Origin of the sequence: Flavonifractor sp. An92 (genome assembly GCF_002159175.1) — a bacterium.
In the GTDB taxonomy this organism is placed as follows: domain Bacteria; phylum Bacillota; class Clostridia; order Oscillospirales; family Oscillospiraceae; genus Pseudoflavonifractor_A.
Window position 1 is genome coordinate 67,143 of sequence record NZ_NFGZ01000004.1, and the last position, 24,880, is coordinate 92,022.

23 protein-coding genes are annotated in these 24,880 nt (G+C 64.8%); 10 read left to right on the forward strand and 13 right to left on the reverse strand.

Annotated elements, in window-relative coordinates; all coding sequences use genetic code 11:
* Complete coding sequence (locus B5G43_RS04525) at positions 1–2,160, forward strand: UvrD-helicase domain-containing protein (protein WP_087259286.1); 2,160 nt, start codon at positions 1–3, stop codon at positions 2,158–2,160.
* A 45-nt stretch (positions 2,161–2,205) separates the two neighbouring features.
* Here the strand turns inward: B5G43_RS04525 and B5G43_RS04530 are convergent, their stop codons facing one another.
* Positions 2,206–2,757: an XRE family transcriptional regulator gene (locus B5G43_RS04530; protein ID WP_087259287.1), complete on the reverse strand. Its 552-nt coding sequence runs from the start codon at positions 2,755–2,757 to the stop codon at positions 2,206–2,208.
* A gap of 123 nt (positions 2,758–2,880) precedes the next feature.
* On the opposite strand from B5G43_RS04530, the gene B5G43_RS04535 reads away from it, so the two are divergent.
* Entirely contained in the window at positions 2,881–3,468 is a 588-nt protein-coding gene (locus tag B5G43_RS04535; RefSeq protein ID WP_087259288.1) for a LysE family transporter, read from the forward strand.
* Between the two features lie 43 nt (positions 3,469–3,511).
* Here the strand turns inward: B5G43_RS04535 and B5G43_RS04540 are convergent, their stop codons facing one another.
* The 4 genes from B5G43_RS04540 to B5G43_RS04555 all read right to left on the reverse strand — a co-directional run bounded on the left by B5G43_RS04540 (position 3,512) and on the right by B5G43_RS04555 (position 6,877).
* Positions 3,512–4,777 (reverse strand): hydrolase, encoded by a 1,266-nt coding sequence (locus B5G43_RS04540; protein ID WP_087259289.1) that lies wholly within the window; start codon positions 4,775–4,777, stop codon positions 3,512–3,514.
* Positions 4,778–4,881: 104 nt separating this feature from the next.
* The gene (locus tag B5G43_RS04545) at positions 4,882–5,382 is read right to left on the reverse strand and encodes a Gx transporter family protein (protein WP_087259290.1); all 501 of its coding nucleotides are present in this window, start codon (positions 5,380–5,382) and stop codon (positions 4,882–4,884) included.
* A 48-nt stretch (positions 5,383–5,430) separates the two neighbouring features.
* A complete protein-coding gene (locus B5G43_RS04550) occupies positions 5,431–5,856 on the reverse strand; it encodes a NusG domain II-containing protein (protein ID WP_158097354.1) in 426 nt (141 codons plus the stop codon).
* Positions 5,825–6,877: an FAD:protein FMN transferase gene (locus B5G43_RS04555; RefSeq protein WP_087259292.1), complete on the reverse strand. Its 1,053-nt coding sequence runs from the start codon at positions 6,875–6,877 to the stop codon at positions 5,825–5,827. Before B5G43_RS04555 ends, B5G43_RS04550 begins: the two co-directional genes overlap by 32 nt.
* Positions 6,878–7,066: 189 nt before the next feature.
* On the opposite strand from B5G43_RS04555, the gene B5G43_RS04560 reads away from it, so the two are divergent.
* Both B5G43_RS04560 and B5G43_RS04565 read left to right on the forward strand, forming a co-directional pair.
* Positions 7,067–7,840: a hypothetical protein gene (locus tag B5G43_RS04560; RefSeq protein ID WP_087259293.1), complete on the forward strand. Its 774-nt coding sequence runs from the start codon at positions 7,067–7,069 to the stop codon at positions 7,838–7,840.
* A 99-nt stretch (positions 7,841–7,939) separates the two neighbouring features.
* Positions 7,940–9,073, forward strand: a complete 1,134-nt coding sequence (locus B5G43_RS04565) for a DUF4317 domain-containing protein (protein ID WP_087259294.1) — start codon at positions 7,940–7,942, stop codon at positions 9,071–9,073.
* A gap of 56 nt (positions 9,074–9,129) precedes the next feature.
* Here the strand turns inward: B5G43_RS04565 and B5G43_RS04570 are convergent, their stop codons facing one another.
* A complete protein-coding gene (locus tag B5G43_RS04570) occupies positions 9,130–9,855 on the reverse strand; it encodes a GntR family transcriptional regulator (RefSeq protein ID WP_087259295.1) in 726 nt (241 codons plus the stop codon).
* A gap of 223 nt (positions 9,856–10,078) precedes the next feature.
* On the opposite strand from B5G43_RS04570, the gene B5G43_RS04575 reads away from it, so the two are divergent.
* A complete protein-coding gene (locus B5G43_RS04575) occupies positions 10,079–11,437 on the forward strand; it encodes a carboxylesterase family protein (protein WP_087259296.1) in 1,359 nt (452 codons plus the stop codon).
* Between the two features lie 34 nt (positions 11,438–11,471).
* On the forward strand, positions 11,472–12,863 hold the full coding sequence (locus B5G43_RS04580; RefSeq protein ID WP_087259297.1) for an AbgT family transporter: 1,392 nt from the start codon (positions 11,472–11,474) through the stop codon (positions 12,861–12,863).
* 100 nt (positions 12,864–12,963) lie between these two features.
* Here B5G43_RS04580 and B5G43_RS04585 read toward each other — a convergent pair whose 3' ends face one another.
* The 4 genes from B5G43_RS04585 to B5G43_RS04600 are packed head-to-tail and all read right to left on the reverse strand — an operon-like array spanning position 12,964 to position 17,058.
* Positions 12,964–13,956 carry a DUF4340 domain-containing protein gene (locus B5G43_RS04585; RefSeq protein ID WP_087259298.1) on the reverse strand — a complete coding sequence of 331 codons (993 nt, stop codon included), beginning with the start codon at positions 13,954–13,956 and terminating at the stop codon, positions 12,964–12,966.
* Positions 13,956–15,359, reverse strand: coding sequence for a GldG family protein (locus B5G43_RS04590; protein WP_242960454.1), 1,404 nt, complete (start codon positions 15,357–15,359; stop codon positions 13,956–13,958). The genes B5G43_RS04585 and B5G43_RS04590 overlap by 1 nt, the downstream gene beginning before the upstream one ends.
* 11 nt (positions 15,360–15,370) lie before the next feature.
* Entirely contained in the window at positions 15,371–16,075 is a 705-nt protein-coding gene (locus B5G43_RS04595) for an ABC transporter permease subunit (RefSeq protein WP_087259299.1), read from the reverse strand.
* The gene (locus B5G43_RS04600; RefSeq protein ID WP_087259300.1) at positions 16,072–17,058 is read right to left on the reverse strand and encodes an ABC transporter ATP-binding protein; all 987 of its coding nucleotides are present in this window, start codon (positions 17,056–17,058) and stop codon (positions 16,072–16,074) included. The genes B5G43_RS04595 and B5G43_RS04600 overlap by 4 nt, the downstream gene beginning before the upstream one ends.
* 224 nt (positions 17,059–17,282) lie before the next feature.
* Between B5G43_RS04600 and B5G43_RS04605 the strand changes: the two genes are divergently transcribed.
* The 4 genes from B5G43_RS04605 to B5G43_RS04620 all read left to right on the forward strand — a co-directional run bounded on the left by B5G43_RS04605 (position 17,283) and on the right by B5G43_RS04620 (position 23,284).
* A complete protein-coding gene (locus B5G43_RS04605) occupies positions 17,283–18,398 on the forward strand; it encodes an SLC13 family permease (protein ID WP_087259301.1) in 1,116 nt (371 codons plus the stop codon).
* A 94-nt stretch (positions 18,399–18,492) separates the two neighbouring features.
* Positions 18,493–20,334, forward strand: a complete 1,842-nt coding sequence (locus tag B5G43_RS04610) for a TIGR03960 family B12-binding radical SAM protein (RefSeq protein ID WP_087259302.1) — start codon at positions 18,493–18,495, stop codon at positions 20,332–20,334.
* Positions 20,335–20,362: 28 nt separating this feature from the next.
* Positions 20,363–21,031: a TIGR03936 family radical SAM-associated protein gene (locus B5G43_RS04615; RefSeq protein ID WP_087259303.1), complete on the forward strand. Its 669-nt coding sequence runs from the start codon at positions 20,363–20,365 to the stop codon at positions 21,029–21,031.
* 168 nt (positions 21,032–21,199) lie between these two features.
* Positions 21,200–23,284 (forward strand): diguanylate cyclase, encoded by a 2,085-nt coding sequence (locus tag B5G43_RS04620; RefSeq protein ID WP_087259304.1) that lies wholly within the window; start codon positions 21,200–21,202, stop codon positions 23,282–23,284.
* 37 nt (positions 23,285–23,321) lie between these two features.
* On the opposite strand, the gene B5G43_RS04625 is transcribed toward B5G43_RS04620, so the two are convergent.
* Genes B5G43_RS04625 through B5G43_RS04635 form a run of 3 tightly spaced genes read right to left on the reverse strand, consistent with a single transcriptional unit; the run spans position 23,322 to position 24,796 of the window.
* Complete coding sequence (locus B5G43_RS04625) at positions 23,322–23,909, reverse strand: DUF308 domain-containing protein (RefSeq protein ID WP_158097355.1); 588 nt, start codon at positions 23,907–23,909, stop codon at positions 23,322–23,324.
* A gap of 16 nt (positions 23,910–23,925) precedes the next feature.
* Positions 23,926–24,402, reverse strand: coding sequence for a YbaK/EbsC family protein (locus B5G43_RS04630; protein ID WP_087259306.1), 477 nt, complete (start codon positions 24,400–24,402; stop codon positions 23,926–23,928).
* A gap of 1 nt (position 24,403) precedes the next feature.
* Complete coding sequence (locus B5G43_RS04635) at positions 24,404–24,796, reverse strand: thioesterase family protein (RefSeq protein WP_087259307.1); 393 nt, start codon at positions 24,794–24,796, stop codon at positions 24,404–24,406.
* Between the last annotated feature and the right edge of the window lie 84 nt (positions 24,797–24,880).

The window sequence follows — 24,880 nt, forward strand, 5'->3', positions numbered from 1 at the left end:
GTGACCGATTATCTGGAGGGCCTGAACGGGCCCCAGCGCCAGGCGGTGACCACCACCGAGGGCTATGTGCGCCTGGTGGCGGGGGCGGGCTCGGGCAAGACCCGGGCGCTGGCCCGGCGCTTTGCCTATCTGGTGGAGGAGGCGGGCATTCTGCCCGGCAACATCCTCTGCGTCACCTTCACCAACAAGTCGGCCAACGAGATGCGCCAGCGCATCCACGCCCTCACCGGGGACCAGGACACCGGGTATGTGTGTACCTTCCACTCCTTCTGCGTCTCGGTGCTCCAGGAGGACAGCCACGTCATCCAGTACCCCAAGAGCTTCCTGGTGCTGGACAACGCCGACATCGACGCCATGCTGGCCATCCTCTACGAGGAGCGGGGTCTCACCCTCCGGGACATGACCTTCCGTCAGGCCCGGGACATGATCGAGGTGCGCAAGCTCTTTGAGAATCCCGAGTACTACCGGGACGTGCTGTCCATGGACCTGGAGCAGCTGCACCAGAAGTACCTGGATGCCACCGCACCCCGGGACATCCTTTTCTTCGGCTACCTCTACCAGGAGAAGAAGTGCTTTGCCCTGGACTACAACGACCTCATCGTCTTTACCCTCTACCTCTTCGAGCAGAACGAGGCCGCCCGGCAGAAGTGGCAGGAGCGGCTGGAGTACATCATGATCGACGAGTTCCAGGACATCGACCAGCCCCAGTACCGGCTGATGGAGGTGCTCTGCGGCTACCACCGCAACCTCTTTGTGGTGGGGGACCCGGACCAGACCATCTACACCTGGCGAGGCGCCGATGTGCGCTATTTGCTGGACTTCCCCCAGAAATTCCCGGGCACCGAGACCATCCTCATGATGGAGAACTACCGCTCCACGCCCCAGATTCTGGCGGCGGCCAACTCCCTCATTTCCCGCAACAAGGCCCGGATGGAGAAGAACCTGATTCCCCGCCATCCCGACGGGCAGCCGGTGCTCTGCCGTCTGGCGGGGAGCGAAGAGGAGGAGGCCGGGTGGATCTGTGGGCAGATCCTGGCCCTCCGGGACCAGGGTGTGCCCCTGCGGGACATCGCGGTGCTCTACCGGGCCCACTACCTGACCCGGACGGTGGAGGAGGTCTTTTTGAAGGCCAAGCTCCCCTACGCCATCACCAGCGGCGCGCCCTTCTTCCAGCGCAAGGAAATCAAGGATGCCCTGAGCTATCTGCGCCTCATCGCCTACCGGGACGACCTGTCTTTCCTGCGGGTGGCCAACGTGCCCCGTCGTAACCTGGGGGAGCGCCGGATGGGATTTTTGAAGGAGCAGGCGGCGGCCCGGGGCATTTCCCTCTACCAGACCATGCTGGAGGAGCTGGACGGCGAGGTGCTGCGGGGCAGCCGGGCGGCGGATCTGGCGGCGCTGGTGGAGGACCTGGGCCGGACCTGGTCGGGCCGCCCGGTGTCGGAGGTGCTGGCCCAGGTGCTGGACCGCAGCGGCTACGAGACCATGCTCCGCACCGAGGGCAGCCAGGAGCGGCTGGACAACCTGGCGGAGCTGAAGCAGTCGGTGTACGAGTACGAGACCACCTGCGGTGAGGAGGCCACCCTGGAGCACTATCTGGCCCATGTGGCCCTCTTCACCAACCAGGACGTGGACGACGGCCGAGAGGCGGTGCGCCTCATGACCGTCCACGCCGCCAAGGGCCTGGAATTCCCCTATGTGTTCCTGTGCGGCCTCAACGAGGGGGTGTTCCCCTCCAAGAAGGTCCGCACTCTGGAGGGCATGGAGGAGGAGCGGCGGCTGGCCTTCGTGGCCCTCACCCGGGCCCAGAAGGGGTTATACCTCTCGGCGGCAGGGGGAAGGAACTTTGACGGCTCCCCCAAGTACCCCTCACGTTTCCTGTTGGACATCGACCCCAAGTGCCTCACCTTCGACGGGGAGGTGCCGGAGGAGGAGTTGGCCGAGGCACGGCGCTTCATCCACCAGCGGGACGCCCGCCTCCGCCCGGCGGAGGAGCAGGTGAGCCGGTTTCAGGCAGGGGACCGGGTGCGCCACGGGGTGTTCGGCACCGGCACCGTGCTGGGGGTGGACCCGGAGCGGGGGTGCTACCAGGTCCAGTTCGACGACATGCGGACCCCACGGGCCATTACCTTCCGGGCCAAACTGGAGCGCGAAGCATAGAAAGACCGCGGACGGAGCTGTTTGCTCCGCCCGCGGTCCGTTCTTTTATTTATGGTAGTAGATGAGCATGCTCAGCTCCGCATCCGTTCCGCCTGGGTTGCGGTAGCCGTGGGGCACGTCGGCCTTGAAGCGGATGGAGTCCCCCTTTTCCAGGGTGTAGACCTCCTCCGCCACCGTGATCTCGGCGGTCCCGGCAAAGACCGTGATGGACTCCTCCGCGCCGCTCAGGTGGGGCTGAGCCTGGAGCTGTCCGCCGGGGCGGATGACGATGCGGTAGGTCTCAAAGAGCCGCTCCTCGTCAAAGGGAAAGACGGGGTAATTGAGATAGTTCCCTCCGTCCTCGGCCAGGGGCTCCGCCTCACTCCCACGCCGCACCGTCACGGCGGGGCCCGACCCGTCCAGCAGGGCGGTGAAGGAGACCTTGTAGCCGTTGGCGATCTTCCACAGCACCGAGATGGTGGGGTTGACCTCCCCCTTTTCGATCTGGGCCAGCATGCTCCGGGACACGCCGGTGAGGGCGGCGGCGCTGTCCAGGGTCAGCTTCCGCTCGGTGCGGATGGCCCGGGCCCGCTGGGCGATGATGCTGTTGATCTCCATGCAAAGACACCTCCGGGGAGATTGACAAGATAATAGAATAAGAGTACAATATACAGGAATCCAATATCCTGGACGAATCTGCCATGATGCTATCATACCATGGCGGGAAAGGGGCTGTCAAACATGTTTCCCTGGGGATCGTTTCTCACCTACGCGGTGGTCACGGCGGTGACGCCGGGGCCAAACAACCTGATGTCCCTCTCCAACGGCTGCCGCCTGGGCTTCCGGCGGGCGCTGCCCTTCAATCTGGGGATCTGGGTGGGCTTCTCGGTGGTGATGGTGCTGTGTACCCTGTGCTGCTCCCTGCTCTCCACCCTTATCCCCCAGATCAAGCTCCCCATGCTGGTGGTGGGGGCGGCGTACATGCTCCACCTGGCCTGGGGCACCTTTCGCAGTACCGGCGCGGAGGTGGAGGGGCGGCAGGCCCGCAGCGGCTTCGGCTCGGGGCTGCTGCTCCAGTTCGTCAACGCCAAGATCTACCTCTACGGCATCCTGTCCATGGAGGCCTATGTCCTGCCCTACTACCAGGGGCGGCCTGTGGTGCTCCTGGCCTTCGCGCTGCTGCTGGCCTTCGTGGGGTTCTTCTTCACCCTGTGCTGGTCGGCTTTTGGTGCGGTGTTCCAGCGCCTCTTCACCGCCCACGCCCGGGTGGTGAACACCGTGATGGCCCTGCTGCTGGTCTGGTGCGCGGTGTCCCTCTTCCTGAATTGAGCGAAAAATAACCCCCGGAACCGAAGTTCCGGGGGTTGTTGGCTTATTTGTACCAGCCGTAGTCGGGCCGGACGGTGAGGTCGATGATCTGGGTGGGGTCATAGAACTGCTTGTACCACTCCCGGGCCCGCACCGAGCGGAGGGTGGTTCCGTCGGGGTGGAGCCGGTCGCAGATGACGGCGCAGATATCATTCTTGATGTAGGAGAAGGAGTTGATGCCCACGCTGGCAAAGATGCGGAAGCCCTGGCTCTGCAGGTACTGGAACTTGGGGCCGGTGCTGTGCCAGTCGTCGCCGTCGGGCCGGGCGCCGTGGGGGTAGAAGAGGATGTTGGTGGGACCCACCAGGCTGCCCACCTCTTCGGCCCAGCGGACGGTGTCCCGCTGGATCCAGGCCAGGTCCACCTTGGGGGAGTCCAGGTTGATGTGGCCCCAGGTGTGGGAGCCGAAGGTCCAGCCGGTCTCCTTCAGGCGGGCGATGACGGGTTTCACCGCCTCGATCTCGGCCTGGCGCTTGGCGTCAAAGGCGGGGCGGGCGGGGTCATCGGCGGCTATGTCGATGTCGTTCTGGGTGCGGTAGCCCAGGATGCCCTCATATCCGGTGAGGGAGTAGATGGCCTTGGCGCCGTTGAGGGAGAAGTCGGGGTGCTCCAGCACGAAGTCGTCCAGAATGGTGGTGGCGTCCAGGTCCCGGGTGAGGGAGACCTCCCCCGTGTAGGGGTCCCGGGTCTCGGCCCAGATCTGGCCGTCATCGCCCAGCACCAGCTTGGAGGTGAAGCCCTCCTCCAGCATGTACTCGTAGTAGTTCACATCGTCGAAGGAGATGACCAGGGGCTTCTTCCCCTCGGGGAGCATGAGGGTGTTGCGCTGCATCCGCTGTTGGCCGTCGTCGGTGGTGTATTCGCTCCACACGTCCTCCATGCGCACCAGGATATAGCCCTGGTCGTAGACGCTCTGGAGGATGGCCTTGAACTCGTCGGCGGTGACCATCCAGTCGTCCAGGCCCTTCTGGCGGTTCTCCGGCACGGCGGAGGAGAAGGTGAACTCCGGGTAGGCGATGACCGGGTGGAAGAAGAGGTGCTCCACCACCTGATTGGGGCCCCAGGCCTGGGTGAGCTGGTCCTCGCTCCAGTAGGTGCGCACCGCCTCATAGGGGTCGGGGGTGGGAGTCGGGGTGGGCTCCACCGTGGGGGTAGCCTGGGCGTCGGGGTTGTTCCCGCCGTCTCCGGCGGGCTTGTCCTGACAGGCGGCCAGGGGCAGAACCATCAGCAGCGCCAGGGACAGCGCCGCGAAGCGTCGTAACATAGCCATTTGTCGCACTCCTTTGAAAAAACAATAATATTGAGTGGCTCTATCATACAATACGCGGCGGGGAAAGAAATCTCAAAGGAGTTACAAAGTATTAAGATTTTCTTTCAGTTTCGCGGGGGCGGGATCTGCCGGATCAGAAGGGCCGAGGCCGCACCGGTGACGGCCCCGGTGATGATGGAGCACAGCAGCAGGGGCGGCAGATAGAGGAGGGGAGCCCGGCTGCCCAGCACCGCCATGGCGGCCAGAATCTGCCCGGTGTTGTGGGCGGCGGCGCCTCCCACCGAGACCCCCAGCAGGGAGAGGGCGGGGATGCGCTTCAGCGCGGCCATGGTCCCCAGGGCCAGCAGCCCGCCGGTGAGGGAGAAGGCCAGGGCGGTGAGGTTCCCGCCCACCAGGGAGCCCAGCACGCACCGGGCCAGCAGAATGAGCAAAGCCTCCCGGCCGGACAGGGCGTACAGGGCGTACACCGTTACCAGGTTGGCCAGACCCAGCCGCAGGCCGGGCAGGGGAAAGAGAATGGTGAGGGGGAGCAGCCCCTCGGCGACCGACAGGGCCAGCGCCAGGGCGGTGAGGACGGCGCAGCGGGTGAGACGGCGGACCGGCAAGGGCGGTCACCTCCTTCATTGGAAAAAATCTGGGGGAGCGGGGAACTTTCAGCCCGCCACAGCGTCAATATCAGAAGCGGGCGCATTGGAAGCCCCTTCCAGGGACACAATGAGCTTGTTGGGCAGGCAGATGATCTGTTCCCCGGCGCTGTGGATGGCGTCGGTGCGCAGACAGTCGCCGCCGGGGCAGTCGCTCTCGGCCACCCGGACCCCGTCGGCGGAGAGCTCCAGCACCAGCGGCCAGGAAACGCCGTCCACCGCCACCTGGACCGCTTCGGTGTAGTCGGCCAGGGCGTACTCGGCTACCGTCTCGCCGTCCACCGTGACCCGGACGGTGAGGGCCTCCGTCCCGCCATGGGGGCGGAGAGCGAAGAGCAGCGCCACCGCGGCGGCAGCCACCAGCAGGATGAGGACCAGGTCTCCGGGGGTGGGGCGCAGCCCCTCAGCGCCGGAGGATCTCACAGGTGTAGCCATAGGCATCTCCTTCAAAGGCAAAGCAGTCCTCCAGCCCCTCGGTGACCAGGACCCGGCCGTCGAAGCAGCAGAGGATGTAGTCGAAATCGTCCCGGCTCTTCCAGAGCTCCAGGGCCTTGTCCTCGCCCAGAACGAAGAGGGCGGTGGACCAGGCGTCGGCCAGGGCGGCGTTCTCGCCCACCACCGTCACCGACAGGATGCCGGTCTCGGCGGGATAGCCGGTCTCCGGGTCCAGGATGTGGTGGTAGGTGACCCCGTCCTGGGTAAAATAGCGCTCATAGCTCCCCGAGGTGGACAGGCTCTGGTCCTGGAGGGAGAGGACCCCCAGGCGCTGCTCGGCGTCAGCGGGGTCCCGCAGGGCGATGCGCCAGGCGCCGCCGCCGGGGCGCTCCCCCAGCGCGGCCATAGTGCTGCTGCCCAGGTCCAGCAGCGCGCCGGAGACCTCGTACTCTGCCAGGAGAGCGGTGAGGGAGTCGGCGGCGTAGCCCTTGGCGATGCCGCCCAGGTCCACCTCCATGTGGGCCTGGGTGAGCTGGGCCGTGCCGGCGTCCCGGTCCACCAGGAGGGCGCTGCTGTCCACCAGGGGCAGGAGGGCGGCCAGTTCCTCGTCCCCGGGGACCCGGTAGTTGTCCCCGCTGCCGCCGAAGCCCCAGGCGTCCATCACCGGCGCGATGGTGCAGTCAAAGGCTCCGCCGGAATCGGCGGAGCAGAGAAGGGCCTCTTCCAGTACGTCCAGAGTCGCCTCCTCCAGCGCCACGGGGGTGCCGCTGCCCGCGGCGGCGTTCAGGCGGGAGAGGTCGCTGTCCGGCTCGTTCCGGTCCAGCAGGGCGTCCAGACGCTGGAGCTCAGTGACGGCGGCGTCCAGGGCCTCCTGGCCGTCAGGGCCGGAGATCTGCAGGGACATGAGGGTGTCCATGGCGAAGAGCTCCCGGCTGGCGCTCTCCGGCTGCGCGGCGCCGGAACAGCCGGCCAGGAGAACAGTTAACAGAATCAAGAGGGGTGTGGTACGGTTCAGCTTCATGCGATAAACTCCAATCAAAAGACCGGCGGCGGACCCGCAGCGGATGGTTTGCCCCTATTGTAACACACCGATGAACGGAGAGCAAAGACTTCTCCCGCCGATTGGGGGTTTTTCCTGTTGCAAAACGCGCCGGCTTCTGCTAAAATATACAAATGCGAGACCAATGATTCAGGCACAGGAGATGAACACATGGATAAGAGAGAACGAGCGGAACGGGCCAAGCAGGAGGACGCGATTCTGAATCGGGTCCTCATCTGGATCGCCGGTTCGGTGGTTTTAGAGGCTTTGCTCCTCCTTCTCGATCGTTATTATGTTAATACCCGCGTGAGCGAACTGGCCATCAAGCAGGGACTGTATCAGATGTTCGGCGTGCTGGCTATCGTGTTGCCCATTGCCTTCTTGGCCTGCGCCGCCTGGTGGGTCCTCACCTGGCGGAAGGGGGAGCACCGTCTGCTGCCCCAGATCCTGACCACGGTCCTGCTCATCCTGTCGGTGTGCGCGGTGGTGGCCCGGCTCTACCCCAACAAGACCGGCATCAGCGCGCTGTATGTGGGCGTGCCCTGTCTGGCTGTGCTGGCGCTGGTGTACTACCTCTATCAGCACGAGTTCTTCCTGGTGACCCTGCTGGGCGTCATGAGCGGTCTGGGCCTGTGGCTGCTGGACCGCCGTGTGGGCCATGAGATCGTCGTCTACGCCTATCTGGTGGTGGAGGTCCTGATCCTGGCGGCCGTGGTGGTCTTTACCCGGAAGCTCCAGGCCAGCGGCGGCCTGCTCTCCGTGAAGGGCAAGCTGGTCCGGGTGTTTTCCAAGAACTCCAACTACACCATGCTCTACGTGTCCTGCGCTGTGGCCCTGCTGGTGCAGGCGGCCGCGCTGGCTCTGGGCGCCATGATGGTGCTCTACGGCGTGGTGATCGTGTGGCTGCTGGCCATGGCGGTCTACTACACGGTCCGGCTCATGTAAGGCGAAAATACGGGGAAGTACGGCGCCCGGTCTCTGACGAGGCCGGGCGCTTTTCAGTTTCAATCACACGCGCCGCTGGGCGCAGGGAGGTTCACTGCCATGAAGGAAAAAGAGATCGCGGAGCTGCGCCGCCGCTTCCGCCACGACAAGAGCGCCATCACCCATGTGCGGGGCTGTTACGTCAATGAGAACCGGGAGATCGTGGGGGAATTTGAGCAGTCCCTGGCCCTCATGTCGGAGGAGGAGGGGGACAAGGTCCTGGCCCTCCTGCGCAGGACGCTGACGGGCGGCCTGGGCCGCAACCTGCTGGATGTGGAATTCACCACCGCCCAGGTGGCGGACAGCGAGGAGCACCGGCTGCTCATGGCCCTGCGGGATTCCGACCTGAAGGACGGGGAGGCGGTGGAGCGCTTCTACCGCATCGCCATCGACAGCCTGGATCTGGAGGGGAGCTACCTCATCCTCCTGGCCCGGGACCAGTACGACGTGCCCTACCGCTCCAAGGACGGGGACCGGCAGGACGACGCGGGGGACGAGGTGTTCCGCTACCTGCTGTGCGCCGTCTGCCCGGTGAAGCTGAGCAAGTCGGCCCTGGGCTACGACCTGTCGGAGAACGAGCTGCACAGCCGGGCTGCCGGCTGGCTGGTGTCGCCCCCCCAGGCGGGCTTCCTGTTCCCCGCCTTTGACGACCGGACCACCAACCTGTACGGGGCCCTCTACTACACCAAGGACTCCGGCTCCAGCCACGCCGACTTTGCGGAAGCGGTGTTCAAGGCCCCCCTGCCCATGCCCGCCGACCAGCAGCGGGAGACCTTCCAGACCATCCTGGCCGACGTGCTGGAGGAAGAGGACGACGGCTTCCAGGTGGTGCAGGCGGTCCAGGAGGAGCTGCGGGAGCGCATCGAGGCCTACAAGGAGAGCCGGGAGGAGGAGCCGCTGGAGATCTCCCCCCAGCAGGTGGGCCAGATGCTGGTGTCCTGCGGCATGAGCCAGACCCAGGTGGAGGCCTTCGAGCAGCAGTACGAGGCGGCCTTCGGGGAGGAGACCCGGCTGACTCCCCAGAACCTGATGGAGACCAAGCGCCTGGAGATCCGGACCCCCGGCATCACCATCCAGGTCTCCCCCGAGGAGAGCGACCGGGTCCAGACCCGGATCATCGATGGTGTGAAGTACATCCTCATCCGGGCGGACAGAGACGTGCAGGTCAACGGCGTGGAGATCCGCATCGGCTGAGCCAGATCAAAAAAATCCCCCCGCGCGGCAATTGCCGCGCGGGGGGATTTTTTGCGTTACGAGTCAATGATGCGCTGGAGCATCTCGGTGGCCAGTTCCTCATTCCGCTCCCGCAGGCCGCGGGCCAGCTCCATCCAGCAGCGGACCCAGGTGTTGGTGTGGCTCTGGTCCAGCCGCTCATGGATGCGCCGGGAGGCGTTGTGCTGCATGTGCCGGCGCATGGGCTCCCGGGCCACGGAGAAGGAGTAGGTGATCAGATCGTTGTGCGCCATGCGGCACAGGGCCATGTGGAGCTCCACCGAGGTGTCCACCGTGGCCAGGAAGTAGCGCCGGGCCTCTTCCGGGTCCTCGCAGGCGTAGTGCTGCACCAGCTCCGCCTGGAAGCGGTGGCACAGAGCCTCAAATTGCTCCAACTCCTCCTCGGTGCGCCGCTGGACCGCCATACGGACGCAGGGCAGCTCCATCACCAGACGGAACTCCACCACGTCCTGCACGGTCTTGCCGTTGACATAGAAGTCGGACAGCTCCTCTAAATGACCCCCCAGGTCAAAGGGACGCACGTAGGTCCCGTCGCCCACCCGGATATCCAGAAGGCCCAGGGTGTGCAGCCGCTGCAGAGCGATGCGCACCGTCAGGCGGTTGACCCCGAAGCTCTCGGCCAGCTCCAGCTCAGAGGGGATCTTGCTCCCCACCGCCCACTCCTTTTGGAGGATGAGCTCCTTCATTTTCTCGCACACCAGATCGGCGGCGGACTGTTTTTTGATTTTATAGCTCTGCGCCATACGGACCTCCCCGGTCGGCAGACCACCGTACCTTTTCGTCCAGCGTAGCCAATCTGGAACCAATTGTCAAGCGGAATCCATTTTTTGCACAAAATAAACTGCCGGTTTTCGTCTTATACGACAAAAATAAGGAAAGACGCTTGACAACTTTGGACTATATCACTAGTATAAAGGGCGAACAATTCACTCAATCATTCAATCGCCAAATCAAAGGAGGATTCGCATGGAGCAACTGGTATCAACGCAGTACGGCCCGGTGCGCGGGGTGGAGGCGGACGGTGTGTTCCAGTTCCACGGCATACCCTACGCCGCGCCGCCGGTGGGGGAACGCCGCTTTCGGATGCCCGTTCCGCCGCAGCCCTGTACCCAGGCGCGGGACGCTGTGGACCGCGCTCCCATCCCGCCCCAGGGCCCGTCGGACCTGGACAAGCCCATGGGCCCGGTGGCCCAGGCGCAGAGCGAGGACTGCCTGACCCTGGCGGTGAGCACCCCGTCCCTGACGGAGCGCCTGCCGGTGGCGGTGTGGCTTCACGGCGGGGCCAACTGTTACAACGGCGGGGACCTGCCCTGGTATGACGGCGGGGCGCTGGCCCGGGCCGCCCATGTGGTGGTGGTCAACCTGGACTACCGGCTGGGGCCTCTGGGATTTTTGCACGCCCCGGGGCTGAACCAGGCCAATTTGAGCATTGAGGACGGGATGTGCGCCCTGCGCTGGGTGCGGGACAACATCGCGGCCTTTGGCGGCGACCCCGAGTGGGTGACCCTCTTCGGACAGTCGGCGGGAGGCAATGCCATCGCCCACATCCTCGCCCGGCCGGACTCGGAGGGGCTGTTTGGACAGATCGTGCTCCAGAGCGCCTCCCTGGGCCGGGGCAACCACACCCTGGCCGACGCCAACGAGGTGGGCCGGGCGGTCCTGAAACAGCTGGGGGCGGACCCGGACCATCTGGAGGGCCTTGCCGGACGGGTGGCTGCCTTCCCGGCAGAGGAGATCCTGGCCGCCGCCGACCGGGTACCGGAGGAGCTGCGCCGCCGGCACAAGGGTATGATCTTCAAGCCGGTGATGGACGCCTGGCACACGCCGGAGCAGACCGCGGCCGCCGCCGCCGGGGAGGCCATCCGCCGGGGCATCCGGGTGATGACCGGCTTTGTCCGGGACGAGATGGACGCCTTTATCCCCCGCCGGAACGGTGTGCAGGACCCGGCGGTGCTGGCCGAGCAGGAAAACCGCTACGAGAAGCCGGGCCGGGCCTTTGCCCGGGCGGCGGCAGAGGGCGGCTGCACCGTGTACAAGTACCGCTTCGACTGGAGCGCCCCCGACTCCATCTACGGGGCTTGCCACTGTCTGGAGCTGCCCTTCCTCTTCGGCAATCTGGACGCCTGGGACGCCCCCATGCTCCAGGGCGCGGGCCGGGAGGAGATGGAGCGGCTCACAGCCACGCTCCAGCGTCTGTGGGGCGCCTTCTTCCGCTGGGAGGACCTGCCGGAGGAGGAGTGGCCCCGCTATACTGCCACTGCGCCGCAGGTCAAGCACTTTGACAACCGGGAAAATCCGGTCTGCCCGGAGGACGTGGAGCCGTAAGGGCGCTTCAATCTACTGAGAAAGAGGGATCGTTATGCCAGCCAAGGCCATTCAACGCGAGAAAAAGTCCTTTACCGTTCCCCATGTACTGGTCCTCATCGTCGGCCTCATCGTGATCTGCTGCGCACTGACGTACATTCTGCCGGCGGGCGTGTATGAGACGGACGAGGCGGGATATGTCATCGCGGATTCCTTCCACTATGTAGAACAGAGCCCCGTCTCCCTGTGGGACGCCCTGATGGATGTGTCGAACGGAATTGCCGCCCAGGGCTCCATCATGGCGCTGCTGCTCATCATGGGCGGCACCATCTCGGTCATCATTGAGTCGGGCGCGGTGAGCTCGGTGATCAATTTCGCCGTCTACCGCCTCCAGGACAAGAGCATCAAGGTCCTGGTCCCTTCCATCGTGGTGCTCATGTCGGTTATCGGCGCTCTGGCGGGCCAGGACTCCCTGGTGGCCTTCGTGGCGGTGGGTCTTATCCTGGTCAAGCGCCTGAAGCTGGACCGCATCGCCGCCATGTCCATCTTCTATCTCTCCTACCTGACCGGCCAGGCCGCTGGACCGACTACCACCATGATCCTCATGGCGCAGGAGATCGCCGGGCTTCAGTCGGTGTCCGGCCTGGGCTGCCGCCTGGTGGTGTGGGCAGTGCTGACCCTCACCTGTGCGCTGTACACCACCCGCTACTGCCTGCGCATTTCCCGGGCCCCCAGCAAGAGCATCGTGGGCTACCTGGAAGCGCCTGACCCCGACGATACCTTTGGACAGGAGGCCCCCAAGCTGGGCTGGCAGGATGTGGTCACTATCTGCTGCATGTTTGTTCCCTTTGCGATCTACGCCTACGGCGCGGCGGCCCTGGGCTGGGGCTTCAACCAGCTGATGGGCTTTGCCATCCTGGCGGTAATGGTGGTGGGCCTCGTCAACCGCATCGGCCCCAGCAAGCTCTCCAGCATGTTCGTGACCGGCGCGTCCTCCATGGGCGGCGTGTGTGTGATGATCGGCTTTGCAAAGGTCATCGGCAACGTGCTGGAAAACGGCCTCATCATGGATACCATCGCCCACGCGGCGGCGGAAGTGATCGGCTCCTTCGGCAGCGCGGCGGCGGCCAGCGGCATCTTCCTCTTCACCACCCTCTTTAACCTCCTGGTGCCCAACGGACCGGCCAAGGTCTCCATGATGGTCCCCCTCTTTGTCCCCGTGGCCGACGTGCTGGGGATCAGCCGGCAGGTCATGTGCCTGGGCTTCCAGCTGGGCGACGGCCTGACCAACTACATCACCCCGGTGTCCTCCGTGCTGGCGGCGGCCCTGGGTATGACGGGGGTCAACTACGGCAAGTGGCTGAAGTATGTGCTGCCCTATGTGCTCATCACCTTTGTCATTTCCATCGTGGCACTCTCCATTTTGCAGACCATCGGCTGGTCGTAAGACCGGCGCATGCCAAAACAGAAAGCCGCGGCACACAAGGTGCCGCGGCTGTGGGAAAACAACAGGCCCGCCGGGGAAGGGAACCCAGCGGGCCTTTGGCTCATTCTGCGGCTTCCGGCTCTGCGGTGAGCTGGTCCTGGGTGAGACCGGTGAGGGTCTCCACCACGGACACGGAGAGCCGGTGGATGGCAGAAGAGTCGTTGAGGATGGCGTAGTAATAGCCGCCGTCGTCGGTGGTGGAGCCGATGGACAGCGTGATGACGGTACCGTCCTCCTCGGTCATGGTGAGGAGGCTGGGGTCGTCCAGGCCGCAGGCGGCAAGGGTGTCGGCGTCGGCCTTGTAGTCGTAGCAGGAGGTGAAGTAGAGGTAGGTGAGCTCGGAGACCAGGTCATTGAGGGTGCTGTTGTCCTCCGGGATGTCCACCCCGTTGACCGTCCAGGCGTAGGTGGTGTTGGTGGTGGTCTCACCGGCGTCATCGGTGGTCTCCTCGGTGATGGTCTCCTTCTCCAGCAGCAGATCGGTGTCCCCGCTCTGCCAGCGGATGGAGGCGAGGGTGCCCTGGGTGACGTCGGGGATGTTTTCCGGCTCGGCCAGGTCCATCAGGGACACCTGCAGCTCATCGGCCAGGGTGGCCGCCACCGTGGCTACCCGGCTCTCCCCCTCCACCATGGCGTAGTGGTTGCCGTCCACCTCGTCGCCCAGCAGAACGGTGACGGTGTCGCCGTCGGAGTTAGAGGCGGTGCAGGAGAGGGCGGGGGTATCCAGCCCGTAGGAGTCCAGGCTGTCGGGCTCGTCAAAGACCCGGACTGTGGCCAGCTGGCCCAGGTCCTCTGCCAGGGCGTCCAGGGCGTCCTGGTCGGCGGGGAAGGTGCTGTCGCCGTTCCAGGTCCAGACGTCGTCGGCCTTGGTGAAGGAGAGGTCAGAGCCGTCGGTGCCGGTGAAGGAGAGGGTGGTGACCTCCCCCAGGTCGGTGAGGTAGATGGTGTCGTCCACATCCTCCTGGTTTTCGTTGTAGCTGCGCAGGGCAAAGTATACGCCGCCGCACAGGATCAGCAGGACCAGAAGCACGAGGAGGGTCTTTCCCTGTTTCATCAGCGTTTGCGCCTCCTCATCCAGAAGATCAGGCCGAAGAGCAGGATCAGCACCGGCAGCACGATCATATAGAGGGTGCTCCACATTCCGGGGTTGGCGATGGTGTTGTAGGTGATGGCCAGGCTCTTGGCGGGGATGGACAGGTTGGACACATCGTCAAATCCGGCGGTGAGGGCGTTCATGAAGATGGTCTGGTTGGCGATGGAGGGATTGGCGGCCAGGATGTCCTGGGAAATAAAAGAGGTGCTGCCAAAGACGGTGAGGCGGCCCACCGTCTCGCTGTCGGCGCTGTCGGTCCGCTCGGAGATCGCGCCCAGGAGGAAGGTGCCTGCGGTCTGTCCGCCGTCCAGGGTGACGGCCAGGCCGTCGGAGGTGGTGGACATGAAGGGGGTCACCGTGACGCCCTCGGGGGTCTCGGCGGTCTGGGTGAAGCCCAGGGAGTTGGTGAGCAGCGTGAGGGTGTCGTGGTTAAACTCGCTGGTGATGGGGTCGGTGAGGTCCAGCGTGGCGCAGATGGCGAAGGCGGAACCCAGCTGGGGGTAGTAGTTGGCGGTGTCGGCGATGTAGCCCTCGGCCATGGTGAGGCCGTAGTGCTCCATCAGGGCGTTCCAGTTGGGGAGCTCGGCGTACTCACTGGGCAGGAGGAGGACCATCTGCCCGCCGCCGTCCAGGTAGTCCAGCAGCAGGGAGAGCTCGCTCTCCGAGAGGTCGGTGGCCGGTCCGTTGACCAGCAGCAGGTCGCAGTCCTCCGGCACGCCGCCGTTGAGGGCGGGGCTCACCGAGGAGAGGGAGAAGTTGGCCTTGTCGATGGCGTCAGTGATGATGGAGGACAACTCCTCCTCGCCGTGGCCGGTGACGGTGTAGACCACCTTGTTGGTGTCGTTGGTCACATAGTCCAGAGCGGAGGTGAGCTGACCCTCAGCGTCAAAGGAGTCCTCCGACATATAGTAGTAGGAGTCATAGCTGTAAGTGATGATGTCGTTGTAGGAGATCACGTCGGTCTTGCCTGTGGCCTCGCAGATGACCACCAGGGAGTTGCTGTCGGCGTCATAAGCGGCGGCCTGGGCGGGGTGGGCTACCGGGTCCACCTCGGTGACGGTGATGTGGCTGGAGAGGGCGGCGTACTCGTCCAGGAACTTGAGGATGCGCTGGTCGGTGGCCCCCTCCTTGGCCAGGACCACGATCTCCACGTCCTGGTCCAGCCCGGCCAGGAATTCCCGGGAGGTGTCGGTGATCTCATAGAGCTGGTTGTCGGTGAGGTCAAATTCCTTCAGGTGGCTGGGGAGCTGCCTGGCGATGAGGTTGACCACGATGACCAGGGCCACCGCCATGGCGGTGATGGCGGCCAGGTAGCCGCCCCGGGCCAGGGCGCGTCGGTTGAAGTTCCGTTTCTTCCGTTTCAAAGGGGCACCTCCTAGTTCCAGCGCCGCCGGAGCAGCGTCTGGATGGTCAGGAACACGAAGAGGGCGGTGAGGGAGAGGTAGAGGATGAGGCCGCCCACATCAAAGACGTGGTATTGGGCGAAGTTATAAAAGACCGTGCGGAAGGAGAAGGCGGAGAGCACGCCGCTCAGGGCGCTGGGCAGGAAGCCAATTAAATCCTCCCACAGGAAGAGGATGAGCAGCACGGCGAAGGTGCCCACAGCGGCGATGATCTGGCTCTCGGTGAGGGAGGAGATGAACATGCCGATGGCCAGGAACACGCACCCCATCAGGAAGAAGGCCAGGAGAGAGGCGTAGTCGGAGACCAGATGGGCCTCGCCGTTGGCGGCGATGATGAGGGGGCAGAAGGCCGCCAGGAACACGGGCACGAACAGGACCGTCACCATGGCCAGGTATTTGCCCAGCACCACCGCCCACAGGGGCACCGGCGCGGTGAGGAGGAGCTGGTCGGTGCGGCCCCGCCGGTCCTCCGCCATGGAGCGCATGGTGAGGATGGGCACGGTGAACATGAGGATGTTCATCAGGCTCATCAGGGCGTAGGAGAAGTCGAGAAAGCCGCTGTACAGGTTGTAGGCCATGAAGTAGATGCCGGTAAAGCACACCAGGGCGGCGATGAACACATAGCCGATCATGGAGTTGAAGTAGGAGCTCAGCTCCCGTTTGTAAATGGCGATCATGACACTTCCTCCTCTTCCGGGGCGGACTCCTCCGGCAGCTCCTGGTCGGGGTCGTCGGAGGTGAGGCGGAGGAACAGATCCTCCAGGGTGATGGCGTCCCGCCGCAGCTCCAGCAGGGGGAGCCCCGCTTCGGCGCAGCGGGTAAAAACGGCCTCCCGCAGGTCGGTCCCGGGGAGCTGTTCCAGACGGAAGGAGCAGCAGCCCGCCTCCTCACAGGGGCGGGGGGCGAGGGTGTTGACGCCGCTCAGGCCCAAGAGCAGCCCGGACGCGGCGGCGGGGTCGGCCCGGAGGGTGACCTCCAGCGCGGGGGCGCCCGCCAGCTCCCGCTCCAGCTGGTCGGGGGCGCCGACGGCCACTTTTTTGCCGTGGTGGATGATGAGCAGGTGGTCGCACATCTCCTGGATCTCCGAGAGGATGTGGGAGCTGAGAATGACGGTGTGGTCCTTGGCCAGCCGCCGCACCAGGGTGCGGATCTCCAGGATCTGCTTGGGGTCCAGGCCCACGGTGGGCTCATCCAGAATGAGCACCTTGGGGAAGCCCAGCAGGGCCTGGCCCAGGCCCACCCGCTGCTTGTAGCCCTTGGAGAGGTTCCGGATGAGCCGTCCCCGCACCGAAAAGGTGCCGGTCATGTCCATCACCTGGTCCACCTGCTCGTTTCGCTCGTGCCGGGGGACCTTTTTCAGCCCGGCGGCGAAAAGCAGGTATTCCTCCACCGTCATGTCGGTGTAGAGGGGAGGCTGTTCGGGCAGGTAGCCGATGGAGCGCTTGGCCAGCTCCGGCTCCTGGGTGATGGAGTGGCCGTCCACCAGCACGTCGCCCTCGGTGGCGCCGATGTACCCGGTCATGATGTTCATGGTGGTGGACTTACCCGCGCCGTTGGGGCCCAGGAAGCCGAAGATCTGGCCGTCCTCCACGGTAAAGTCCAGGTGGTCCACCGCCAGGTGCCGGCCGTAGCGCTTGACCAGACTGCGTACTTCGATCACGGTTGTGGTTCCTCCTTCTGTTGGGTTGGATCAATCTGCACTGGGTAGGAGTGTAGCCCGGCAAGCTGAAATTAGGCTGAAACTTGTGTAAATAATTTGTGAAGGATTTCCCGGCTCCGGGAGGGGCCGCGCTCTTGACCAGGGGCGAAAAATGGGATAAACTACCGTGGAACGAATAAGAAAGGCCGTCCGCCGGGATGGCCTTTGTCTATGGAGGGAATGGTATGAAACAGGTACTCGCCTGGCTGCGGGGGGAGCCGGTGCTGGTGATCTCGGCGCTGTGCGCCCTGGCGTCCATGCTGCTGACGCCCCCGTCGGCGGCCTATCTCGGCTATATCGACCAGCGCGTCCTCATCCTGCTCTTCAGCCTGATGGCGGTGGTGGCGGGGCTCCAGGACTGCGGTCTCTTTGAAGTGCTGGCCCAGAAGCTGCTCTCCGGGCGGCGGCGGATGAAGGTGCTCACCCTCTTGTTGGTGCTGCTGCCCTTCTTCTCGTCCATGCTGGTGACCAACGACGTGGCCCTGCTGACCTTCGTGCCCTTCGCGGTGCTCACCCTGGGGCTGGTGGGACGGCAGGAGCGGCTCATCCCGGTGGTGGTGCTCCAGACCCTGGCGGCCAACCTGGGCAGCATGGCCACCCCGGTGGGCAATCCCCAGAACCTGTACCTCTATAATACATACGCCATGGCTCCGGGGCAGTTCTTCGCCGTCATCCTGCCGCTGACCCTGGTGAGCCTCATCGCCCTGACGGCGGCGTGTCTGGTGGGGAAGGACGAGACCATCGAGGTCCGCTTCCCGGAAAAAGCCACCGTCCGCCATGTGCGCCGGCTGGTGCTGCTGGTGGTGCTCTTCGCCCTGTGCCTGCTGTGCGTGTTCCACGTCATCGGGGAGTGGGTGCTGCTGGCGGTGGTGCTGGTGAGCCTGCTGATCGCCGGGCGGGACCTGCTGCCCCGGGTGGACTACGCGCTCCTGGCCACTTTCGTGTGCTTCTTCGTGTTCGCTGGCAACATCGGCGTGGTGCCCGCCCTGCGGGAGCTTCTCACCAAGGCGCTGGACTGGAACGCGGCGGTGGTCTCGGGCCTCGCCAGCCAGGTCATCAGCAACGTGCCCGCCGCGCTCCTCCTCTCCGGCTTCACCGACGACTGGCGGGGGCTGCTGCTGGGCACCGACATCGGCGGCCTGGGCACCCCGGTGGCCTCCCTGGCCAGCCTCATCTCCCTGAAGCTCTATCTGCGCACCCCGGGGGCTAACGGCGGGAAGTATCTGGCCCTCTTCACCGCCGCCAATGTGGCGGGTCTGGTGCTGCTCGGGATATGCGCCGCAGTGTTTGCACATTTTTAAGGATTAGGGTTGCAATACGACAAAAAAACAGGTAAAATAAAAAGCTGACTTTTTTGAGTAGGCACAGTCTGGGAAAGAAAGCGACGGTAACGAGATGAATCGTACTTTGGAGCATATCCTGCCCCGCGTGCAGAAGCCTGCGCGCTACACGGGCGGGGAGTATAATGCGGTGATGAAGGACCGCAGCCAGGTGGACATCCGGGTGGCCCTCTGCTTCCCGGACACCTACGAGATCGGTATGTCCAATCTGGGCATCCGCATCCTCTATGGCGTGATGAATGAGATGGACCGGGTGTGGTGCGAGCGGGTGTTCGCCCCCTGGGGGGACATGGAGGCCGAGATGCGCCGGGAGGGCATCCCCCTCTACGGCTTGGAGAGCGGCGACTCCATCGCCGACTTCGATGTGATCGGCTTCTCGCTGGGCTATGAGATGTCCTACACCAACGTCCTCAACATGCTGGATCTGGCGGGGCTGCCCCTGCGCAGCGAGGACCGGGATGGCCTCTCGCCCCTGGTCATCGCCGGCGGCACCTGCGCCTTCAACCCCGAGCCGCTGGCCCCCTTTATCGACATCTTCTCCCTGGGCGAGGGCGAGGATGTGACGGTGGAGCTCATCGAGCTGTGCCGCAAGGCCAAGGAGGAGTGCTGGACCAAGGAGGAGCTGCTCATTGCGGCGGCTCAGATCCCCGGCCTGTATGTACCCTCCCTCTATGAGGTGGAGTACAAGGAGGACGGCACCATCGCCTCCATCACCCCCACCCACGGGGCCCCCGCGGTGGTGACCAAGCGCATCGTGCAGGATCTGGACAAGGCCTATTTCCCCACCAAGACCATCGTCCCCTCCACCGAGATCGTCCATGACCGGGTGATGCTGGAGGTGTTCCGGGGCTGCATCCGGGGCTGCCGGTTCTGTCAGGCGGGGTACGCCTACCGCCCGGTGCGGTGCAAGAAGCCCGAGACCCTGGTGAAGCAGGGCATCGAGTCCTGCCAGAACTCCGGCTATCAGGAGATGACCCTCTCGTCCCTGTCCACCAGCGACTACCGTCGGCTGCTGGACCTGTGTGACGGGCTGCAGGAGTGGTGCGACCCCAACGGGGTGAGCCTGTCCCTGCCCTCCCTGCGGGCGGACAACTTCTCCTGGAGCCTCATGGAGCGGCTCCAGCACGGGCGCAAGAGCGGCCTCACCTTCGCCCCCGAGGCGGGCACCCAGCGCCTGCGGGACGTCATCAACAAGAACGTCACCGAGGAGGACATCCTCAACTTCTGCCGTACCGCCTTCGCCGGCGGCTGGTCCACCGTGAAGCTCTACTTCATGCTGGGCCTGCCCACCGAGACCGACGAGGACGTGCTGGGCATCGCCGACCTGGCCGACAAGGTCTACCGCGTCTGGCGGGAGGTCACCCCCAACCGGGCCCGGGGCGTGAAGATCACCGTCTCCACCGCCTTCTTCGTCCCCAAGCCCCACACCGCCTTCCAGTGGGAGGGGCAGATCACCCGGGAGGAGTATGAGCGCCGGGTGAAGCTCCTGCGGGAGCACATGCGGGGCCGCTCCACCGTCTACCACTGGCACGAGGCCGACACCAGCGTGCTGGAGGCCGTGCTGGCCCGGGGCGACCGGCGGCTGGCCGACCTGCTGGAGTGCGTCTGGCACAAGGGCGCCAAGCTGGACACCTGGAACGAATATTTCTCCTACGACCGCTGGGTGGAGGCCATGGAGGAGTGCGGCATCGACCCCGCCTTCTACGCCTGCCGGCAGCGGGACAAGGACGAGATCCTGCCCTGGAGCATCACCTCCACCGGCGTGAGCCCCCGGTTCCTCTGGCGGGAGCGGGAGCGGGCCTACGAGGGCGTCATTACCCCCGACTGCCGGCAGCAGTGCACCGGCTGCGGGGCCGATAAGCTCTATCCCAACGGCGTGTGCGACGCCGAGTGCTGATTTTGCGTGAAAAGGAGGGGAAGGACCTGTGACCACACACAGACTGGCCTTTTCCAAAGTGGATACCGCCAAATTCATCTCCCATCTGGACCTGATGCGGACCTTCCAGCGGGCCTTCCTCCGGGCGGGCCTGGCCATCAAACACACCGAGGGCTTCAACCCCCACGCCTTCGTGTCCATCCCGCTGCCCCTGTCGGTGGGCTATTCCAGCGCCTGTGAGGTGCTGGAGTGCCAGCTGCTGGGGGAGGTGGACCTGGACACCGTGCCGGAGCGGCTGAACGCGGTGCTGCCCGAGGGCATCCTGGTCCACCGCTGCTACGAGGCCCAGCGTCCGGTGAAGGAGCTGTGCTTTGTCAACTACATCGTCACCCTGGAGTACGAGAGCGGCGCCCCCTTCGGGGTGGACACCGACATTCAGGAGCTGCTGGGCCGGGAGAGCCTGGTGGTCCGGAAGCGCTCCAAGAAGGCCAAGAGCGGCTTTACCGAGGTGGACCTGATCCCCCTCATCGCCCGCACCTCCATTGAGGAGCGGCGGGACGTGGTGTGTCTGGACCTGGTGCTGCGGGCCCAGAACCCCGGCCTCAACCCGGAGCTCATCCTGAACGCCATCCGGGAGGAGCTGCCCGAGGCCGCGCCCGACTTCGTCACCTTCCACCGCCGCGCGGTGCTGGATGACAGTTTCCAGATCTGGGAATAAGAGAAAACGCCCCTGTCAGAAGGAGACAGGGGCGTTTTTGTCACTTTTTCGCGAATAATTTCCCATGGCAGCGGAGAAAAAGCTTGCAACAATGCTCTGAAAAAGGTAAAATGAAAGTGATACGGCCACAGGGGTAATGCCGGATCAGACCCGCGGAGTGACAAGGATGTGAACACAGTGCAGGAGAGAGGGACAATCTTACTGGTAGACGATCAGTCCGAGGACCGCGCCCAGCTGCGGCAGCTGCTCAGCCCGGAGTATGAGATCGTGGAGGCCGCCGACGGCAACGAGGGCATCCAGATGATGGAGACCTACTGCCTTCAGCTGGCGGCGGTGCTGCTGGACGTGGACATGCCGGGCCTGGACGGGTTCGAGGTGCTTCAGATCGCCCGGCAGAAGGGCTGGCTGCGGGCCGTCCCGGTCTTTCTCATCGCCGAGGAGCGGGCGGAGGAGGTCCTGGAGCGCGGGTATGAGCTGGGGGCCATGGACATCCTGACCAAGCCCTTCTGGCCCCAGGTGGTGCGCCGCCGGGTGGACAGCATGGTGGAGCTCTACCGCCACCGCTACGAGCTGGAGCAGGCGGTGGAGGAGCAGACCGCCCGCATCCGGGAGCAGGACGCCCGCCTGCGCAAGACCAACAAATCCATCGTGGAGACCCTCAGTGCGGCCATCGGCTTCCGGAACGTGAATTCGGGAGTCCACGTGCGCCGGATGCGGCAGATCACCCGGCTGCTCCTCACCGATGTGATGGAGCACTTCCCCGAGTACCAGCTCACCGAGGAGCTGGTGAAGCGGGTGGCGGAGCTGTCGATCCTCCACGACATCGGCAAGATCGGTGTGCCCGACGCCATTCTGAACAAGAGCGGCCGCCTCACCGAGGACGAGTACGAGTGCATGAAGTCCCACACCATCTACGGCGGCGAGCTGGCCGAGCGGATGGACTTCCAGACCGGGGAGGAGGGGCGGCAGTACTGCTATGAGATCTGCCGCCACCACCATGAGCGCTGGGATGGCAGCGGCTACCCCGACGGCCTGAAGGGAGAGGAGATCCCCATCTGGGTCCAGGCGGTGTCCATCGCCGACGCCTACGAGGCGCTGGTGAGCCGCCGGGTGTATAAGGCGGCCTATACCGCCAACGAGGCGGTGCAGATGATCCTGTACGGGGAGTGCGGCGCCTTCAACCCCAAGATCCTGGAATCCCTCCGGCGGATCTCCCCGCAGCTGGTGAAGGAGGTGGCGGGCGAGGCCGAGTGGGAGGAAAAGCACGCGCCGTTCTCCCTTCGGGAGGAGATGCTGCCCCCCATCGCCAAGCCGCCGGAGTCGGTGACCAGCTCGGAGGAGGCCCAGCTCCTCTTCGACCTGGAGCAGGAGAAGTACCGCATCATCGCCGAGCTCTCGGAGGATATGATCTTTACTTACAACGCCCTCTTCGACTCCATGGAGTTCAGCGAGAAGTTCTGCAAGGTGTTCCAGGTCCCGGCCTACGTCAACGCGTACAGCAAGCGCCCCCTCTCGGAGCGGACCTTCTACCCGGAGGAGTACGAGGAGCTGCTGAAAAAGCGCCGGGGCCTCACCTGGGCGGTGCCCGAGATGGAGATGGACCTGCGCCTCCCGCTGCCCAGCGGTAGTCGGCCCTGGTTCCACCTGGTGATCCACGCCATCAACGACAAGAACGACCGTACCCGGGAGCTGGGGTACGTGGGAAAGCTGACCAACATCAACCGCATCAAGAAGGAGGCCACCGAGTGGCAGAAGCGGGCCAACACCGACGCGCTGACCCAGCTCTACAACCGCGCCGGGGCCCACATCCTCTTTGAGGAACTGCGGCAGGAGAGCCGCCAGACCCCGCTGGAGCTGACGGTGGCCTTTATGGATATCGACCGCTTCAAGACCCTCAACGACACCCTGGGCCACGAGGCGGGGGATCAGATCCTCACCGCCTTCGGCCACAGCGTCCGCCGCCTTTTCCGCCCGGATGACATCGTCTCCCGCTTCGGCGGCGACGAGTTCCTGGTGGTGATGAAGGGGATGGGGGAGCGCACCTTTGCTGAGAACAAGCTGGGACAGCTGTGCCGCCAGACGGTGAAGATCGCCTGCGTGGACTCCCCCCTGGAGATCAGCAGCAGCATCGGGGTGGCCTTCTTCCCCAAGGACGGCGCCGAGTTCGACGACTTGCTCCGCAAGGCGGACAAGGCCCTCTACGCCTCCAAGCGGGCGGGCCGGGGCCGCATCAGCTTCTACGAAGATCAGTAAAAAAACGCCGGGCGGCAAGCCCGGCGTTTTTTCATGCTTATTCCAGGTCAATAGGGTCGATCTCAATGGGGGCGCGCTCCCGCAGATCCCGGATAAGGGCAGAGAGCTTGCGCAGGGACCACAGGTCCGAGATGCCCAGGTAGACGAACACCACGCCGATGAAGCGGATGAGCAGCCGGGTGGCGCCAAAGGGACGCAGTACCAGCAGCACGCCCAGCACCACGCCCAGCAGGGCCATCAGGAGGCTGGCCCACCACCGGGGGTATTCCATGCGGTAGAGCCGCATGGCCCGCTGGAGGGCCACCAGGCTGTCGATGACCACATAGACGCCCAGGATGGTGGGGAGGATGGAGAGGATGGCGGTGGGATTCAGCAGGAAGAAGAGTCCCAGCGCGGCGGCCACCACGCCGAAGAAGAGCTCCAGGCGGAAGGCCTCCATTTCCCGGCTGCGGATGAGGTAGCCGCCCAGGGCGAAGAGGCCGTAGAGCAGCAGACCGCCGCCCAACAGGCGGCACAGCAGGATGCCGGTGAAGCCGGGACGCAGGATGAGCACCACGCCCAGCACGATATAGAGGACCGAGGCCAGCAGGAAATTCAGCTGGAAGTTTTGCAGAAAACGGCGCATGATAATGGTTCCTTTCTCAGGCCCAGTTTTTGCACACATCCACCCAGCCGGCGCTGTGGGCGTACGCATCCAGCTCGTCGCAGGTGAGCTGGATGGCGGAGTTGGAGCTGCCGGCGGCGGGGTAGACCGTCTCGAAGCGGCGGAGGGACACGTCCAGGTAGGTGGTCACGGCGCTGCCCTCCGGGATGCCGAAGGGGCACACGCCGCCCACGGCGTGGCCGGTGAAGGCCTCCACCTGCTCGGGGGTGAGCATTTTGGCTTTCGTGTGGAACTGGGCTTTGAATTTGCTGTTGTCGATCTTGGCGTCCCCGGCGGCCACGATGAGGACGCAGGCGTCCTCCACCAGGAAGGAGAGTGTCTTGGCGATGCGGGCGGGCTCCACCCCCACGGCCTGGGCGGCCAGCTCCACGGTGGCGCTGGACACGCTGAACTCCAGGATGTCGCTCTCCCGGCCCAGGGCCCGGAAGTAGGCGCGGCAGGCTTCGATGGACATGTTACTTCGCCCCCCGTTTCTGCGCCTTACTGAGGAAGCGATCGTTGTCGATGACAAAGCGCTGGTGGGTGCCCCCGCCGATCTGCCCGGCCTCGTCAAAGGCCCGCACGGCGAAGGTGACGGCCCGGCCGTCCACCGCGGTGACCTCGGCCTCAGCCCGGACGGTCATGCCCACGGGGGTGGCGGCGTCGTGGCTGATGTCCAGATGGGTGCCCACGGTGCCCTGGCCCTCCTCCAGGCCGGCCTGGCAGGCGTTGACGGCGGCGGCCTCCAGCAGGGCGGCCATGGCGGGGGTGGCAAACACGGGCAGCAGGCCGCTGCCCATGGCAAGGGCGGTATTCTGCTCGGTGACGGTGGTCTCAGCACAGCCACGAGCGCCGACGGAAATGGACATGGGTGATCACGCTCCAGTTTGATTTTGGGATAACAAGGCAAGTGTACACGTTTTTTCCCGGCTTTGCAAGAGAAGAAAAAACCG

Excerpts from the sequence above, each read along its gene's own strand:
- B5G43_RS04530 (WP_087259287.1), bottom strand. The coding sequence starts at position 2,757 with ATGGAGATCAACAGCATCATCGCCCAGCGGGCCCGGGCCATCCGCACC.
- B5G43_RS04535 (WP_087259288.1), top strand. The coding sequence starts at position 2,881 with ATGTTTCCCTGGGGATCGTTTCTCACCTACGCGGTGGTCACGGCGGTG.
- B5G43_RS04540 (WP_087259289.1), bottom strand. The coding sequence starts at position 4,777 with ATGGCTATGTTACGACGCTTCGCGGCGCTGTCCCTGGCGCTGCTGATG.
- B5G43_RS04550 (WP_158097354.1), bottom strand. The coding sequence starts at position 5,856 with ATGGCTACACCTGTGAGATCCTCCGGCGCTGAGGGGCTGCGCCCCACC.
- B5G43_RS04555 (WP_087259292.1), bottom strand. The coding sequence starts at position 6,877 with ATGAAGCTGAACCGTACCACACCCCTCTTGATTCTGTTAACTGTTCTC.
- B5G43_RS04560 (WP_087259293.1), top strand. The coding sequence starts at position 7,067 with ATGGATAAGAGAGAACGAGCGGAACGGGCCAAGCAGGAGGACGCGATT.
- B5G43_RS04565 (WP_087259294.1), top strand. The coding sequence starts at position 7,940 with ATGAAGGAAAAAGAGATCGCGGAGCTGCGCCGCCGCTTCCGCCACGAC.
- B5G43_RS04570 (WP_087259295.1), bottom strand. The coding sequence starts at position 9,855 with ATGGCGCAGAGCTATAAAATCAAAAAACAGTCCGCCGCCGATCTGGTG.
- B5G43_RS04575 (WP_087259296.1), top strand. The coding sequence starts at position 10,079 with ATGGAGCAACTGGTATCAACGCAGTACGGCCCGGTGCGCGGGGTGGAG.
- B5G43_RS04580 (WP_087259297.1), top strand. The coding sequence starts at position 11,472 with ATGCCAGCCAAGGCCATTCAACGCGAGAAAAAGTCCTTTACCGTTCCC.
- B5G43_RS04585 (WP_087259298.1), bottom strand. The coding sequence starts at position 13,956 with ATGAAACAGGGAAAGACCCTCCTCGTGCTTCTGGTCCTGCTGATCCTG.
- B5G43_RS04595 (WP_087259299.1), bottom strand. The coding sequence starts at position 16,075 with ATGATCGCCATTTACAAACGGGAGCTGAGCTCCTACTTCAACTCCATG.
- B5G43_RS04605 (WP_087259301.1), top strand. The coding sequence starts at position 17,283 with ATGAAACAGGTACTCGCCTGGCTGCGGGGGGAGCCGGTGCTGGTGATC.
- B5G43_RS04610 (WP_087259302.1), top strand. The coding sequence starts at position 18,493 with ATGAATCGTACTTTGGAGCATATCCTGCCCCGCGTGCAGAAGCCTGCG.
- B5G43_RS04625 (WP_158097355.1), bottom strand. The coding sequence starts at position 23,909 with ATGCGCCGTTTTCTGCAAAACTTCCAGCTGAATTTCCTGCTGGCCTCG.
- B5G43_RS04630 (WP_087259306.1), bottom strand. The coding sequence starts at position 24,402 with ATGTCCATCGAAGCCTGCCGCGCCTACTTCCGGGCCCTGGGCCGGGAG.
- B5G43_RS04635 (WP_087259307.1), bottom strand. The coding sequence starts at position 24,796 with ATGTCCATTTCCGTCGGCGCTCGTGGCTGTGCTGAGACCACCGTCACC.